Raw genomic sequence first — 14,745 nt, forward strand, 5'->3', positions numbered from 1 at the left:
CTGTTGTCATGCAATACACCGCCTATGTTTTCGACGCCTATGGCACGCTGTTCGACGTGCATGCCGCCGTGCGCCGCCATGCCGATCAGATCGGACCGGACGGCCAATTGTTGTCCGAGATCTGGCGTGCCAAGCAACTCGAATATTCCTGGGTGCGCACGCTGATGGGCGCCTATGCCGATTTCTGGCAACTGACCGAACAGGCGCTCGATTTCGCCTTGCGCAAGGTTCCCTCGGCCGATCCCGGCCTCAAGGTGACATTGCTGGACGCCTACTGGCGGCTGGATTGCTATCCGGAAGTGCCGGCCGTGCTCAAGGCGCTCAAGGCTTCGGGAGCGAGACTGGCGATCCTGTCCAACGGCTCGCCCGAGATGCTGCAGGCCGCGGTCAAGTCCGCCGCGCTCGACCAGGTTCTGGACGATATCTATTCCGTCGATACGGTGCGGCGCTTCAAGACCGATCCGGCGGTCTACGACATGGTCGCCACCGGCTGGCGCCTCTACCCCGGCGCGGTTTCCTTCCAGTCCTCCAATCGCTGGGACATTGCAGGCGCCACCAAATTCGGTTTTCGCACGGTGTGGATCAACCGTTCCAACCAGCCCGAAGAATACCGGGATTTCCCGCCGGCCCTGATCCTGCCAACGCTCGAAGCTTTGGTGCCGGGTAGCTAAGACCTGTGGCCTTGGCGCCACAGTGGCGGCGCAGTCACAGCTTCGCCTTTGTTTGTCCACCTTCAGGCCAGAATCGGAACCGCCTATCGCCCCAGGTGTTGTCAGGCACCCGCGCAACGGTCGGCGAATTCATGCTTTGTTGCGATTTGAGACTTAAAGAAGGCAACCATGTCCAAAACCGAAATCGAATCTTTTCGCCTGAGCCGTCGCGGCTTTCTCAATGCCGCAGCCCTGGGCGCCGCTTCGGTCGCGGTTTCCGCGTGCGCCACCACCGGGCCGGGGCCGGTCGAGCCGCCGCCGCCAACCTATGTCGAGCCGCCTCTGCTCGACTATGCAACGATGTACGCGGCTGTCAGCGATGGCGGCTTCGACCTTCCGGCCATACCGTTCGAAAGAATCGATCCGCAGTTCCTGCGCCAGATCGTTCCCGATCCGACCGGGCAGAAGCCCGGCACCATCATCGTCGACACGACCGGACACCATCTCTATCTCGTGCGCCCGGGCGGCCAGGCGATCCGTTATGGCGTCGGTCTCGGCCGGGCCGGCTTCGAATGGTCCGGCGACGCCGTGGTGCAGTGGAAGCAGAAGTGGCCGAAGTGGACGCCGCCGGATGAAATGATCGCCCGGCAGCCGGAATTGAAGCCATACAGCGCCGACAATGGCGGCATGCCCGGCGGCTTGAAGAACCCGCTCGGTGCGCGTGCGCTCTATCTTTTCCAAGGTAACGTCGACACGCTCTACCGCCTGCACGGCTCGCCGGAATGGAAGTCGATCGGCAAGTCGGTCTCGTCAGGCTGCGTGCGCCTGATGAATCAGGATATTATCGACCTCTATGATCGCGTTCCCTCGAAGACGCCGGTCATCGTGACCAACGACGCCAGCCAGCCGATGGTGGCGACGGCCAACCGCCAGGCGATCCCGATCGACGCCGGCGTGCCGGACGGCTCGGTGCTGCTCGGCCCGGTAAAGGCGATCACCAACTCGATCTTCTGATCAGGCGAAGGAGCGGCGGATTCGGCGCTCCTTCACCGGATTGTCCTGAAACTGTATCGATTCTGCGTCCGCGGAGATCGGTCTGTTGCGTGGCGCCCCACTGCGATATTCTTGGGCGATGAAACTCAGCCAGAGCATACGGTTCTGCACATCCGAGGACGGTACCCGCATCGCTGTCGCATCCTGCGGAGAGGGAAAGGTGATCGTGCGGGCGGCGCACTGGTTGAGCCATGTCGATTATGATCTCGAAAGTCCGGTTTGGCGGCCGTGGCTCCAGGTCCTTTCGGCCCGCAACCGGTTTGTACGCTACGATCCACGCGGCTGCGGTTTGTCGGATCGCCATGTCGCCGACCTCTCGATCGAAGCTTGGCACGCAGACCTGGACGCCGTGACGGCGACCATAGAACAGCCAAGCTTTGTTCTGCTGGGTCTTTCGCAAGGCGGCGCTCTCAGCATCGCATATGCATTGCGGCACCCTGAGCGGGTGTCGCATCTTGTGCTCCTGAACGCCTATGGTCAGGGTGCGAGAGTTCGAGCGCAAACCGAGGCCGAACGGTTGGAAGCCGAAACCCTTGTCAATTTTGTTCGCATTGGTTGGGGACGCGAAAATCCAGCGTTCTGCCAGTTCTTCACCAATCTTTTCATTCCCAACGGGACACAAGAACAGCATCGCTGGTGGGGCGATCTCGAGCGTGTGACGGCAAGCGCCGACGTGGCCGCCCGCCTGCTCTGGCAGATGCAGGGGATCGACGTCCTGGACCTTGCGGCAAAACTCCGCGTCCCGACGTTGATCGCGCACAGCCGCGGGGATATGCGCGTTCCGTTCGATGAAGGCTGCAAGCTTGCCGCAGCGATCCCTGGAGCGCGCTTCCTGCCGCTTGAAAGCAAGAATCACGTTCTCTTGCCGACCGAGCCAGCCTGGACGGTGTTCCAGAGCGAACTTGACGCCTTCCTCGGACATGACCGGTCCAAGCAGCCGCGCGCAATCCACGAGGCCGGTCTGACACCTGCCGAGGCAGCGCTTCTGGATCTGGTTAAAGAGGGGCTGGACAACCGCGCCATCGCGCAACGCCTTGGCAAGAGCGTGAAGACCGTGCGCAACCAGCTGTCGATGATCTTCAGCAAGCTTGGCGTGCACAGCCGATCGCAGGCAATCGTGATGACGCTGTCCGACAGAGGGCGAGCGCCGCAGCCCGATTAAGATCGGCGCAGGCCACAAATGCGGGACATCTGTCCCTGTTTGGGCGCGATTTCCTTGCCCGTGCGGGACCGCCGCATCATGCTCATCGTGACCTTGTGTCTCATCCTTGGATTGACGGAACGGCAAGGCGTCGTCCGAGGATCAGGAGGAACCCGACATGACACAACTCAATGAAACCACGCTCAATGAATTGGTGGGCCGCGTCCTGGGCGACCTTGGCGGTGCGGTCAGCGTACCGTTGGTTCGAATCGGAGATGCGCTGGGTCTGTACAAGACGCTCAAGGAGATCGGCCCGGCGAAGGCCGATGAGGTTGCCGATGCGGCGGGATGCGCGCGCCGCTACGTTCGCGAATGGCTGGCGGCGCAGGCGGCGTCCGGCTACGTGCATTTTGAACATGGGCGGTTCTCGCTAACGCCCGAGCAGTCATTCATATTTGCGGAGCCCGACAGCCCAGTCCATCTGATTGGCGGGTTCGACACTGCGGCTGCCATGGTCGAGAACCAGCCAAAGGTGCAATCAGCGTTCAAGACCGGGCGCGGCGTTGCCTGGGGCGACCAGGCAGGTTGTCTGTTCTGCGCGGTGTCACGCCTGTTCCGGCCGGGCTATGTCAATGCCCTGGTGAAGGAATGGCTGCCGGCGCTTGACGGGGTTATCGACAAGCTGAAGGCGGGTGCGTCGGTGGCCGACGTTGGGTGCGGGCACGGGCTGTCGACGATCCTGATGGCGCAGGCGTTCCCCCACTCCCGATTCAAAGGTTACGACTTCCATCCGGCCTCGATTGCCGCCGCGACCGCCCACGCCCGGTCGTACGGGCTTACGAACCTGGATTTCGAGGTCGGCCGGGCGCAGGACTTTCCAGGGCGCGACTTCGATCTGGTCACTTGCTTCGACTGCTTGCACGATATGGGCGATCCAAAGGCCGCGGCGGTGCATATTCGCAATTCGCTGAAGGACGGCGGCACCTGGATGGTCGTCGAGCCCATGGCAGGAGACACGCTGGAGGAAAATATCAATCCGGTCGGACGGCTCTACTACTCGGCCTCGACGATGATCTGCGTTCCCACATCGCTGGCACAGGAGACGGGCCTCGCGCTTGGCGCACAAGCGGGAGAGAACCGGCTGACCGAGGTAATCCGCTCAGGTGGTTTCTCTCGCGTCCGGCGAGCTGCCCAGACCCCCCTCAACATGGTGCTTGAAGCGACCTGACGACGAAAAGGCCGGTTCGGGTCCCGATCCGAACCGGCCAAAATCTTTATGCGCAACCAACTGTCCTGATGTCCGCGACCGGCGGCACGGCCTCAAGCCACGGTATTTCGCCAAAGCGGATGCCCACCTCGGATCCGACGCTCACCGCCCCCTGGAAAGACTGCCCAGAATTCCGCGCACGATTGCCCGGCCGACCGACGAACCGACCGAACGCACCACCGACTTGATCGCCGCCTCGGCCACGGTCTGGCGATTGGACGGGCGCGGTGCAGGCGCACGCCTGCCACCAGATTGCGGCGCGGGATCATCATTGCCGAAGCCCGGAATGGTCCAGCGCGAGCCGCCGCTGCCGGCCTGCTGCGCCTGCTCTTCGGCATCCTGCGCTTCCTTGGCCTTTTTCTGCAGCATCTCGAAAGCCGATTCGCGATCGATGACCTGGTCGTACTGGCCGGCGACCGGGCTTTCCTGGATCAGCTTTTGTCGCTCGGCGGCCGTAATAGGCCCAAGCCGTGAGGATGGCGGGCGGATCAGCGTCCGCTGCACCATGGACGGAACACCCTTGGCCTCCAGCGTCGAGACCAGCGCCTCGCCAGTGGCGAGCTGGGTAATGGCGGTCATGCAGTCGAAATCGGGATTTGGCCGGAACGTCTCGGCTGCCGTCCGCACCGCCTGCTGCTCCCGCGGCGTATAGGCGCGCAGCGCGTGCTGGACGCGATTGCCGAGCTGGGCCAGAACCTTTTCGGGGATATCCAAAGGGTTCTGCGTGACGAAATAGACGCCGACGCCTTTCGAGCGGATCAGGCGGACCACTTGTTCGACGCGATCGATCAGCACCTTGGGTGCTTCGTCGAACAGAAGATGCGCTTCGTCGAAGAAGAACACCAGCTTCGGCTTGTCGGGATCGCCGACTTCCGGCAGCACCTCGAACAGTTCCGACATCAGCCACAACAGGAAGGTCGCGTACAGCCGCGGGTTCATCATCAGCTTGTCGGCGGCAAGCACGCTGATGGCGCCGCGTCCGTCGCGGGTGGTGCGCATGATGTCGGCGATGCGCAGTGCCGGCTCGCCGAAGAAGTTTGCCGCGCCCTGCTGCTCCAGGACGAGCAGCGTTCGCTGGATGGCTCCGACCGATGGCTTCGTCACATTGCCGTAGCGCGAGCCGATCTCGTCGGCGCGCTCGGCGATGTTGGCCAGCAGCGCCTGCAGGTCCTTCATGTCGAGCAGCAGCAGGCCTTCCTCGTCCGCCAGGCGGAAGGCGATGTTCATGATGCCTTCCTGTGCCTCGGTCAGGTTCATCAGGCGCGACAGCAACAACGGCCCCATTTCCGAAACCGTGGCGCGGATCGGATGACCCTGTTCACCGAACAAATCCCAGAAGATGACCGGAAATTCCTGGAAGTCATAAGGAGCGAGCTTGACCTGTTCGGCCCGCTTGACGAGGAAATCCTGTGCCGTGCCCATCATCGAGATGCCGGACAGATCACCCTTGATGTCGGCGCAGAACACCGGCACGCCCGCATTGGAAAACCCTTCCGCCAATATCTGCAAGGTGACGGTCTTGCCGGTACCGGTGGCGCCGGTCACCAGACCGTGACGATTCCCGTATTGCAGCAACAGTTGCTCGGCACGCTGATAGCTGTCGTCGGGCTTGCGGCTGGCGCCGATGAAAATGCTGGTGTCGTCAGCCATATGTCCGGTCTCCGCAAACTGATGTGTCTAAAAGCCAGTGGCCTTGCCGCAGGTATAGTGAGGCCATTGCTGAGCGACAATGCCAATCCTCAAAATCGGGTTTTGGGAGCTTGCGGATTTTGCCGGTGTTTGGCAATCGTTCATGGTTCGTCCACTCAGGCTTACCTATATCTGGTGGATCGAATTCGGTCTCTGAAAGAGCATTGCATTGCGATATCGGACCGGTGACCGTAGACTGAACCGCTCCCGGCTGGTGCGGCCGCATAGAACGAGGAAGACGGATGGGCGCCGGAGCCTTGACCAGGGATGTCGAACCCGAGAACGCCGAGCGCCAGCGATGGCTGGCTTTGGCGGAAAAGGCGCTGGCCGGCGCTTCCTTCGAGGAAAAGCTGGTCTCGCATAGCGACGACAACATCCGCATCGAACCGCTCTACGACCGCAGCACCGCATCGGAGCCGAGCGTGCGCGCCAACCCGAAATCGCCCTGGATCGTCAGCCAGCGCGTCGACGATCCGGACATCGAGCGCGCCAGAACCCAGGCTCTGGACGACGTGGCACAGGGCGCCACGGGATTGTCGCTTGTCTTCGAAGGGGCGCCGAACGCGTTCGGCTACGGCCTGCCGAGAACGGCGGGAGCGCTTGAGACGGTGCTGGACGGCGTACCGCTCAACCGCATTCAGGTTCGCATCGACGCCCATCCCTGGAGCCGCGCCGTGGCCGACTGGCTGGTGGCGTTCCTGAGCAAGCGCCGTTCGGACCCGGCAAAGCTCAACCTCTCCTTCGGCATCGATCCGGCGGCCATCTTCGCCGGAACCGGCCGGCTGCGCATGTCGATCGAGGCGCTGCAGGCCTCGATGCCGCAGTCGCTGGCGCATTTCTTCTCGATGGGCGTTCCGGGTGTGCTGCTGGAGGCGGACGGGCGTGTGTTCCACAACGCCGGTGCGACAGAGGCGCAGGAGCTTGGCATCATGCTGGCTTCGGCGGTCTCCTATCTCAGAATGTTCGAGACGGCGCGGCAGCCGCTTGTCTATGCCGCGCCCCATATCGGCTTTGCGCTCAGCGTCGACCAGGACCAGTTGCTGTCGATGGCCAAGGTGCGGGCCCTGCGCAGGCTCTGGGCACGGGTGCAGGAGGCTTGTTCGATCCCGACATCCACCGCCAACATCCATGCCGAGACGTCGTTTCGCATGATGACGGCGATGGACCCGGAGACCAACATCCTGCGCACCACAATTGCCTGCTTTGCCGCGGCGTCCGGCGGCGCCGATTCGATCTCCATCCTGCCGCACACGATCGCGCATGGCCTGCCGGCGGGTTTTGCCCGTCGCGTTGCCCGCAATGCGCAGCTGATCATGGCCAATGAAAGCCATATCGATCATGTCGCCGATCCCGCCTATGGTTCCGGCGCGGTCGAAGCGCTGACCGCGGAACTCTGCGAGATGGCCTGGGCGGAATTGCAGACAATCGAGGCCGAGGGCGGCGTCCTGTCCAGCCTTCAGGACGGACATATCCAGAAACGCGTTCACGCGGCGGCAGCGCAGCGCAATGCAGCCTATCGGGCAGGCGAGCGGACCATTGTCGGCACCACGCTTTACCCGCTGAAAGACGAACGTCCAGTCGAGACGCTGGCGGCTGAACGGCGGCCGGCCTTCACTGAAGGCGTTGCCGTCTGCGAGCCGCTGTTTCCAGTCCGCATCGACCAGGCGATCGGACCGGCCCGCATCGACCAATCGATCGGAGCCGCCTCTTGATCCCTGATTTCAGCCAGATCGGCTGGGTCCCGCCACGCCGCGCACCCGTCGAGGTCAAGGGCCAGCGGACGACACCGGAAGGCCTTGTCGCCAAGCATCTTTACAATCAAAGCGACCTCAAGGGTTTGCCGCATCTCGACACCTACCCGGGCCTGCCGCCCTTCGTGCGCGGCCCCTACCCGACCATGTATGTCCAGCAGCCCTGGACGATCCGGCAGTATGCCGGCTTCTCGACGGCCGAAGAATCCAACGCCTTCTACCGGCGCAACCTTGCCGCCGGCCAGAAAGGGCTGTCGGTCGCCTTCGATCTTGCCACGCATCGCGGCTATGACAGCGACCATCCGCGCGTCGCCGGCGATGTCGGCATGGCGGGCGTCGCCATCGATTCCATTCTCGACATGCGCCAGCTCTTCGACGGCATTCCGCTCGGCGAGATGACGGTGTCGATGACGATGAACGGCGCGGTGCTGCCGATCATGGCGCTCTACATCGTCGCGGCGGAAGAACAGGGCGTTGCGCAGAAGGATCTTGCCGGCACCATTCAGAACGACATTCTGAAAGAGTTCATGGTCCGCAACACCTATATCTATCCGCCGAAGCCCTCGATGCGGATCGTGTCGGACATCTTCTCCTACACGTCGAAGAACATGCCGAAGTTCAACTCGATATCGATCTCCGGCTATCACATGCAAGAGGCCGGCGCGACGGCCGACCTTGAGCTCGCCTATACGATCGCCGACGGCATCGAATATGCCCGCGCCGGGGTTGCGGCGGGCCTCGACATCGACCGCTTTGCGCCGCGCCTGTCCTTCTTCTGGGCCATCGGCATGAACTTCTTCATGGAAGTCGCCAAACTGCGGGCCGCGCGCCTGTTGTGGGCGACCCTGATGCAGAAGAATTTTTCGCCGAAGGACGAGCGTTCGCTGTCGCTGCGCACCCATTGCCAGACTTCGGGCTGGTCGTTGACGGCGCAGGACCCCTACAACAACATCATCCGCACCATGATCGAGGCGATGGCGGCGACGCAGGGCCACACGCAGTCGCTGCACACCAATTCCTTCGACGAGGCGATGGCGCTGCCGACCGACCATTCGGCGCGCATCGCCCGCAACACCCAGCTCATCCTGCAAATGGAATCCGGCACGACGCGTATCATCGACCCGTGGGGCGGTTCGGCCTATCTCGAACGGCTGACGCACGACCTGGCGGCGCGCGCGCTTGCCCACATCGAGGAGGTCGAGGCGCTCGGCGGCATGGCCGCCGCGACCGAGCAAGGCATTCCCAAGCTGCGCATCGAGGAAGCCGCCGCGCGCACGCAGGCGCGCATCGATTCCGGCGAGCAGATGCTGGTCGGCGTCAACGCCCATCGCCCCGAGACCGACATCGAGGTCGACGTGCTGAAGATCGACAATGCCGAGGTCAGGGCCCGTCAATTGTCGAAGCTGCAACGGCTGAAGGGCACACGCGACGTCGGCGCGGTCGAGAGCGCACTCGATGCGCTGACCCGTGCCGCGCAAGGCAATGAAAACCTGCTGGAGTTCGCTATCCGCGCCGCGCGCGCCAATGCCACGGTCGGTGAAATCTCGTTTGCGCTGGAGAAAGTCTTTGGCCGCCACGTCGCCACGGTGCAGACCATTTCCGGCGTCTATCGCAAGGCGCTTGGCGATAATTCCGTCGTCGACGGCCTGCAGGACAAGCTTGACGCCTTCGAGAAGAAATCCGGCGGCAAGCCGCGCATTCTCGTTGCCAAGATGGGACAGGACGGCCACGACCGTGGCCAGAAGGTCATCGCCACCGCCTTCGCCGATCTCGGCTTCGACGTCACCGTCGGCGCAATGTTCCAGACACCGGACGAGATCGCCAGGCTGGCCGTTGCGCAGGACGTCCATATCGTCGGCGCCTCGTCGCTGGCGGCGGGACATCTGACGTTGATCCCCGAACTGCGCGACGCGCTGAAAAAGCTCGGCCGAGGCGACATGCTGATCGTCGCCGGCGGCGTCATTCCACCGCAGGACTATGATGCGGTGCTGCAAGCAGGCGCGGCGGAAATCTTCCCGCCGGGCACGGTGATCCCGGAAGCGGCGGATCGCTTGCTGGACCGGCTGCTGGCTTAGACCTGTTATAATATCTGTTGCAACTTCTCACCGACCGAGTTATAATTGGTGTTGCAACAGGATATCTGTCATGAACACGACCATTCGCAAGATCGGCAATTCGGAAGGTGTGATCCTGCCCAAGGATCTGCTCGATCGTCTGAACATGAAGACAGGTGATCAGCTCCAGATCGTCGAAACGGACAAGGGCATTGCCCTTGAGCCGATGGACGACAGTTTCGAGCGGCAGATGGAAGCTGCTCGCAAGGTCATGGACAAATACAAGGTCGCGCTTCAGAAGCTCGCCGAATGAGCTGGGAGTTCCTGACCCGGCGCGCGGTTGAAGCGATGCATGCCGAGCAATTGCGCAGGCATGGCGGTGCTCAAGGTTTGAGAGATGAAAATGCGCTCGCGCGTGCCGAGAACAAAGCCAACTACGAAGACCCTTCGGTTGAAGATCTGGCAGCCGCCTATGTCTTCAGCATCGCAAGAAATCATGCCTTTGTCGACGGCAACAAGCGCACGGCCATCGTTGCAGCCGGTGCATTTTTGATCGTGAACGGCCACGTCCTGACAGCCGACAATGGCACGCTCTACGAGTTCGTCATGGCTGTTGCTTCAGGAGAGATCGATGAAACCGGAGCCGCGGCCTTCTTCCGCGACCATGTCGTCAAGCTCGAGGATTAGCTCTCGGAGAGCTTGACGATTTCCCATTCCTTGCCGTTGACGCTGGCCAAGTCGCCGACCTTCTTGCCGAACAGGGCCACGGCCATCGGCGAAACATGCGAAATGCTACCCTTGGTGGGATCAGCCTCGTCCTCGCCTACGATTTTCCAGTGTACCTTCCTGCCGTCATCGCCCTCAAGCGTAACGCCCATACCGAAGCGCACCAGGTCGCTGCCCGGTTCCGGCACGGAGAGTTCGGCGCTTTCGCGCCGAGCGGTCCAGTAGCGCAGGTCGCGAGACACAACAGCGATGCGCTCGCGGTCCGCCTTCCTTTCGGCTTTCGCCAGTATGTCGCGCAGATCGGCCAGAGTCTCCTCGATTTGCGCCAGACCGTGCTCCGTCACCAGGTTGCGGTGCTGGCTGACCGGCCGCTCACCGACACCGGCAATGGCGTTTTCGCTGTCTTCCTCGCGGGTAAAAGCTCTGCTCATTGCCTGAACTTAGGCGCGGAAAGGCTGCTCGACAAGCCATTGTCTGTGCCCTCCAGAGGAGAGGCAGAGTCTGGCACGATTCCTGCGGCGTCTGGGTTGAACGCTGGGATTCTGTGCCGATGTTGAACAGACGAACGCTGCTGACCGGAACCGCCGGCTTCGCCGTCATGGGCCTTGCGCTTGGCAAGGCTGCGGCCGCAAGCCTGACCGGCATCGAGAAAGCCTCGATGCGCGGCTCGATCAATGCCACCGAACTCAGCGTGCAGCCCGGCACATCAGACGATCAGAGCAAGGCCTTCGCCAAGCTGCTGCGCGACGCCAACGACCGCGACATGCCGGTGTTCCTGCCGCCCGGCACCTATGTCGTCTCCAACCTCTCGCTGCCCGGCCGCGTGCGTCTTTCCGGCGTGCCGGGTGCAACGCGGATCGTCTATGGCGGCGACGGCCACCTGTTCATGTCCGAACAGGCCGATCATATCGAACTCAGCGGCCTGGTCTTCGACGGTGCAAACCGCTCGATGGGCGACTACGCGCAAGGGCTGCTCGATCTGCGCCGGGTCGCGCATCTGGTCGTCGACAATTGCCAGATCACCGGCAGCGGCAAGAACGGACTGGCGCTGGAACACGCGACGGGCCGGGTCGAGCGCTCGGACATATCGGGGGCTGCCGATGCCGGTATCTATTCGGTCGAGGCCGGCGGACTGGCGATCACGGGCAACACCGTCTCCGACTGCGCCAATGGCGGCATCCTCGTGCACCGCTGGCAAGCGGCGGAAGACGGCACCATGGTCACCGGCAACCGCGTCCAACGCATCCAGGCGCGCAGCGGCGGAACCGGACAGAACGGCAATGGCATCAATGCCTTTCGCGCCGGCAATGTCGTCATCTCGGGCAATATCGTCTCGGACTGCGCCTTCTCGGCGATCCGGGCCAACAGCGCCAGCAACCTGCAGATATCGGGCAACACCTGCTCGCGCTCGGGCGAAACGGCGGTCTATTCCGAATTCTCGTTCGAAGGCGCCATCATCAGCAACAACATTGTCGACGGCGCCGCCAATGGCATCTCGATCGTCAATTTCAACGAAGGCGGCCGCATGGGCGTCTGCTCGGGCAACATCGTGCGCAATCTGTCGACCAGCGGCCCCTACCCCGCCGACTCACCGGGATTTGGCGTCGGCATCGGCGTCGAAGCCGACACCACCGTTTCCAACAACGTCATCGAGAACGCGCCGCTCTACGGCATGCAGATCGGCTGGGGGCCGTATCTGCGCAATGTCGTGGCCATCGGCAACATCATCCGCAAGGCCGGAACCGGCATCGTCGTGTCCGTCGTCGAGGGCGCCGGCACAGCGGTCATATCAGACAATGTCATCGACGGCGCCCTGAACGGCGCCATTGTCGGCCAGCGCTGGGCCGAGCCGGCGACGGGCGATCTCGCCTCGTCAAACGATAGCGGCTATGCGCATCTGACCGTCGAGCGCAATCACGTCAGCTGAGTGCCGGTTTCAATTCAAGGCCGCGGTAGGCCTCAGCGCCCCGACCTTGGCACCGTTCCGGTTTTCGATCGGTGCGTTTGCCAGTCCGCTCAGCTTTGACGCCAAGGCCTCGTCGGCACGAAACAGTTTGGCAAGAACTGCGGCAACCATGACTTCGCCGGCACGGCCGGCGCCATCATCGCATTTGAGCGCGATGCCGAGGCCAAGTTCCGGAATTGCGGCACAGTGGACGCCTTCGGCGCCGCCTTTCGTGAAAATCCGCCCTGGTGCGGCCTCCATCAACGCGACGTCTTCGCGGCCGGTGCCGGCAACGAAGAAGGGCTCGGCCATGCAGGCAGAAAGCAGCCGCTTTGCAGCCTTGGCCCGCTCGGGGCCAAAACCTGATGTCGTGGCCATGCGGGCAAAGCCGAGGGCAAAGCTCCTGAGCGGCACCGCATAGGTCGGGATCGAGCAGCCGTCGATGGCCCGCTCGTCCGGGCCGTGGACAGCACCCGTCACCGATTGCATGGCGTCGCGCACCATCTCCTGGAGGCCGTGTCCCGGCTTGACATAGCCGCGATGCGCAATGCCGGCGTGGACGCATGTGCAGAGGAAGCCGGAATGCTTGCCGGAGCAATTGTTGTGCAATGCATTCGGCGAGCCACCGGCGCGGGCGAGTGCAATCTCGGCGTCATGATTGGACGGCCAATGCGTGCCGCATTCAAGCGCTGATCCGTCCAGCCCGGCCTTGGCCAGCATGGACCGCGCCAGTTCGACATGCGCCGGCTCGCCCGAATGGGACGCACAGGCAAGCGCCAGTTCGCGATTGCCAAAGCCATAGGCATCGGCCGCACCGCTTTCGACCAGCGGCAATGCCTGGATCGCCTTGACCGCCGAGCGCGGAAACACCGGCTTGGCCGTGTCGCCAATCTCCCAGACCGGTTTGCCGTCACCATCGAAGACCGCAACCGCGCCACGATGCGCGCTCTCGACGATCGCGCCGCGCAAGACTTCGATCAGAACCGGATTTGTCATGAACGCTCCCGCTAGCGCATGACCTCAAAAATCGGACCCGATTTTCGAGGTCATGCGCAAAATCAAAGTGTTACAGCGTCCTTTGCGCGCCCCAAAAGGCGCGCGGCGCTGTAGTGCGGGCGGTTTATCTGATCCGGTCGAGAATGGAAACGTAGTTGGCGACCGCCGCACCGCCCATATTGAAGATGCCGCCGAGTTTCGCACCGGGCACCTGGATGCCGCCGGCCTCGCCGACAAGCTGCATGGCGGTCAAGACATGCATGGAGACGCCGGTGGCGCCGATCGGATGGCCCTTGGCCTTCAGCCCGCCGGACGGATTGACCGGCAGACGGCCGTCCTTCGCCGTTGTGCCGTCCAGCGCCAGCCTGGCGCCCTCGCCCGGCTTGGCAAGGCCCATCGCCTCATATTCGATCAGTTCGGCAATGGTGAAGCAGTCATGCGTTTCGACGAAGGAGAGATCGTCGAGCGTCACGCCGGCCGATTTCAGCGCCCGGGTCCAGGCCTGTTCGCAGCCTTCGAAGGTCAGGATGTCGCGCTTCGACATCGGCAGGAAATCCTGCACATGCTCATTGGCGCGGAAGGCAACGGCACGCCGCATCTTCAGTGCCGTCGCGGTGTCGGCGAGGATAAGGGCAGCGGCGCCGTCGGAGACCAGCGAGCAGTCGGTGCGCTTCAGGGGACCGGCAACGAACGGGTTCTTCTCGCTCTCCTGGCGGCAGAACTCATAGCCGAAATCCTTGCGCATCTGCGCATAGGGGTTGTCGACGCCGTTCTTGTGGTTCTTGGCGGCAATCATGGCGAGCGCGTCCGACTGGTCGCCGTAACGCTGGAAATAGGCCTGCGCGATCTTGCCGAAGACGCCGGCGAAACCCGCAGGCGTGTCGCCATCCTCGGGCAGATAGGACGCCTTGAGCAGGTTCTTGCCTATCTCTGGCCCCGGCGTCGTCGTCATCTGCTCGGCGCCGACCACCAGCACGATGCGGGCGGCATTGGCGTCGATGGCGCGGATGCCTTGGCGGACCGCCGCCGATCCGGTGGCACAAGCGTTCTCGACGCGCGTCGCCGGCTTGAAGCGCAGCCGGTCGTCGGCTTGAAGCACCAGGCTGGCGGTGAAATCCTGCGCCGAAAAGCCGGCGTTGAAGTGGCCGAGCACGATCTCGTCGACCTCGTCGGGACCGATGCCGGCATGGTCGAGCGCGTCCGTCGCCACCTTGACGATCAGGTTTTCGAGCGTTTCGCCCTCGAGCTTGCCGAAGCGCGAATGCGCCCAGCCAACGATGCATGCGGTCATGGCGGTCTCCATCCTTGACGCGAGCCCAGCACGTGGGCTCACAGTGCACTTTGCGTTTATTGTTCAAATATAAACAATCCAACCCTCTTCGTGAAGGGCCGGGACCAGACAATCGCTTGGTACAGGCAAAGCCAGTGCCGATTTTTTTGTTGATTGACCCGTCAATAAAAAATAATCCTGTT

The 14,745-nt window shown here is 62.9% G+C and carries 13 protein-coding genes; 9 read left to right on the forward strand and 4 right to left on the reverse strand.

Going from position 1 to position 14,745, the window contains the following annotated elements; genetic code table 11:
* Window positions 1-8: 8 nt before the first annotated feature.
* The 4 genes from ACZ89F_RS19140 to ACZ89F_RS19155 all read left to right on the forward strand — a co-directional run bounded on the left by ACZ89F_RS19140 (window position 9) and on the right by ACZ89F_RS19155 (window position 4,072).
* Window positions 9-671, forward strand: coding sequence for a haloacid dehalogenase type II (locus ACZ89F_RS19140; RefSeq protein ID WP_476093526.1), 663 nt, complete (start codon window positions 9-11; stop codon window positions 669-671).
* 168 nt (window positions 672-839) lie between these two features.
* A complete protein-coding gene (locus tag ACZ89F_RS19145) occupies window positions 840-1,664 on the forward strand; it encodes a L,D-transpeptidase (protein WP_476093527.1) in 825 nt (274 codons plus the stop codon).
* 118 nt (window positions 1,665-1,782) lie between these two features.
* Window positions 1,783-2,865, forward strand: a complete 1,083-nt coding sequence (locus tag ACZ89F_RS19150) for an alpha/beta fold hydrolase (RefSeq protein WP_476093529.1) — start codon at window positions 1,783-1,785, stop codon at window positions 2,863-2,865.
* Between the two features lie 157 nt (window positions 2,866-3,022).
* Complete coding sequence (locus tag ACZ89F_RS19155; protein ID WP_476093531.1) at window positions 3,023-4,072, forward strand: class I SAM-dependent methyltransferase; 1,050 nt, start codon at window positions 3,023-3,025, stop codon at window positions 4,070-4,072.
* Between the two features lie 141 nt (window positions 4,073-4,213).
* On the opposite strand, the gene ACZ89F_RS19160 is transcribed toward ACZ89F_RS19155, so the two are convergent.
* Complete coding sequence (locus ACZ89F_RS19160) at window positions 4,214-5,761, reverse strand: helicase HerA-like C-terminal domain-containing protein (RefSeq protein WP_476093533.1); 1,548 nt, start codon at window positions 5,759-5,761, stop codon at window positions 4,214-4,216.
* A 281-nt stretch (window positions 5,762-6,042) separates the two neighbouring features.
* Between ACZ89F_RS19160 and ACZ89F_RS19165 the strand changes: the two genes are divergently transcribed.
* From ACZ89F_RS19165 to ACZ89F_RS19180, 4 genes are all read left to right on the forward strand, one after another.
* Window positions 6,043-7,512: a methylmalonyl-CoA mutase subunit beta gene (locus ACZ89F_RS19165; protein WP_476093534.1), complete on the forward strand. Its 1,470-nt coding sequence runs from the start codon at window positions 6,043-6,045 to the stop codon at window positions 7,510-7,512.
* Window positions 7,509-9,626, forward strand: coding sequence for a methylmalonyl-CoA mutase (scpA, locus tag ACZ89F_RS19170; RefSeq protein ID WP_476093536.1), 2,118 nt, complete (start codon window positions 7,509-7,511; stop codon window positions 9,624-9,626). The genes ACZ89F_RS19165 and scpA overlap by 4 nt, the downstream gene beginning before the upstream one ends.
* A gap of 70 nt (window positions 9,627-9,696) precedes the next feature.
* The gene (locus tag ACZ89F_RS19175; protein ID WP_127269970.1) at window positions 9,697-9,918 is read left to right on the forward strand and encodes an AbrB/MazE/SpoVT family DNA-binding domain-containing protein; all 222 of its coding nucleotides are present in this window, start codon (window positions 9,697-9,699) and stop codon (window positions 9,916-9,918) included.
* Window positions 9,915-10,292 carry a type II toxin-antitoxin system death-on-curing family toxin gene (locus ACZ89F_RS19180; protein WP_476093537.1) on the forward strand — a complete coding sequence of 126 codons (378 nt, stop codon included), beginning with the start codon at window positions 9,915-9,917 and terminating at the stop codon, window positions 10,290-10,292. Before ACZ89F_RS19175 ends, ACZ89F_RS19180 begins: the two co-directional genes overlap by 4 nt.
* Here ACZ89F_RS19180 and greA read toward each other — a convergent pair.
* On the reverse strand, window positions 10,289-10,762 hold the full coding sequence (gene greA, locus ACZ89F_RS19185; RefSeq protein WP_476093539.1) for a transcription elongation factor GreA: 474 nt from the start codon (window positions 10,760-10,762) through the stop codon (window positions 10,289-10,291). The two genes, ACZ89F_RS19180 and greA, sit on opposite strands and share 4 nt — an antisense overlap.
* Before the next feature lie 119 nt (window positions 10,763-10,881).
* On the opposite strand from greA, the gene ACZ89F_RS19190 reads away from it, so the two are divergent.
* A complete protein-coding gene (locus ACZ89F_RS19190; protein WP_476093541.1) occupies window positions 10,882-12,258 on the forward strand; it encodes a TIGR03808 family TAT-translocated repetitive protein in 1,377 nt (458 codons plus the stop codon).
* A 9-nt stretch (window positions 12,259-12,267) separates the two neighbouring features.
* On the opposite strand, the gene ACZ89F_RS19195 is transcribed toward ACZ89F_RS19190, so the two are convergent.
* Window positions 12,268-13,272: an asparaginase gene (locus ACZ89F_RS19195; RefSeq protein ID WP_476093542.1), complete on the reverse strand. Its 1,005-nt coding sequence runs from the start codon at window positions 13,270-13,272 to the stop codon at window positions 12,268-12,270.
* A 124-nt stretch (window positions 13,273-13,396) separates the two neighbouring features.
* Window positions 13,397-14,563 carry an acetyl-CoA acetyltransferase gene (locus ACZ89F_RS19200; RefSeq protein ID WP_136617594.1) on the reverse strand — a complete coding sequence of 389 codons (1,167 nt, stop codon included), beginning with the start codon at window positions 14,561-14,563 and terminating at the stop codon, window positions 13,397-13,399.
* Window positions 14,564-14,745 lie beyond the last annotated feature (182 nt).

This window comes from Mesorhizobium sp. USDA 3734 (assembly GCF_056279665.1).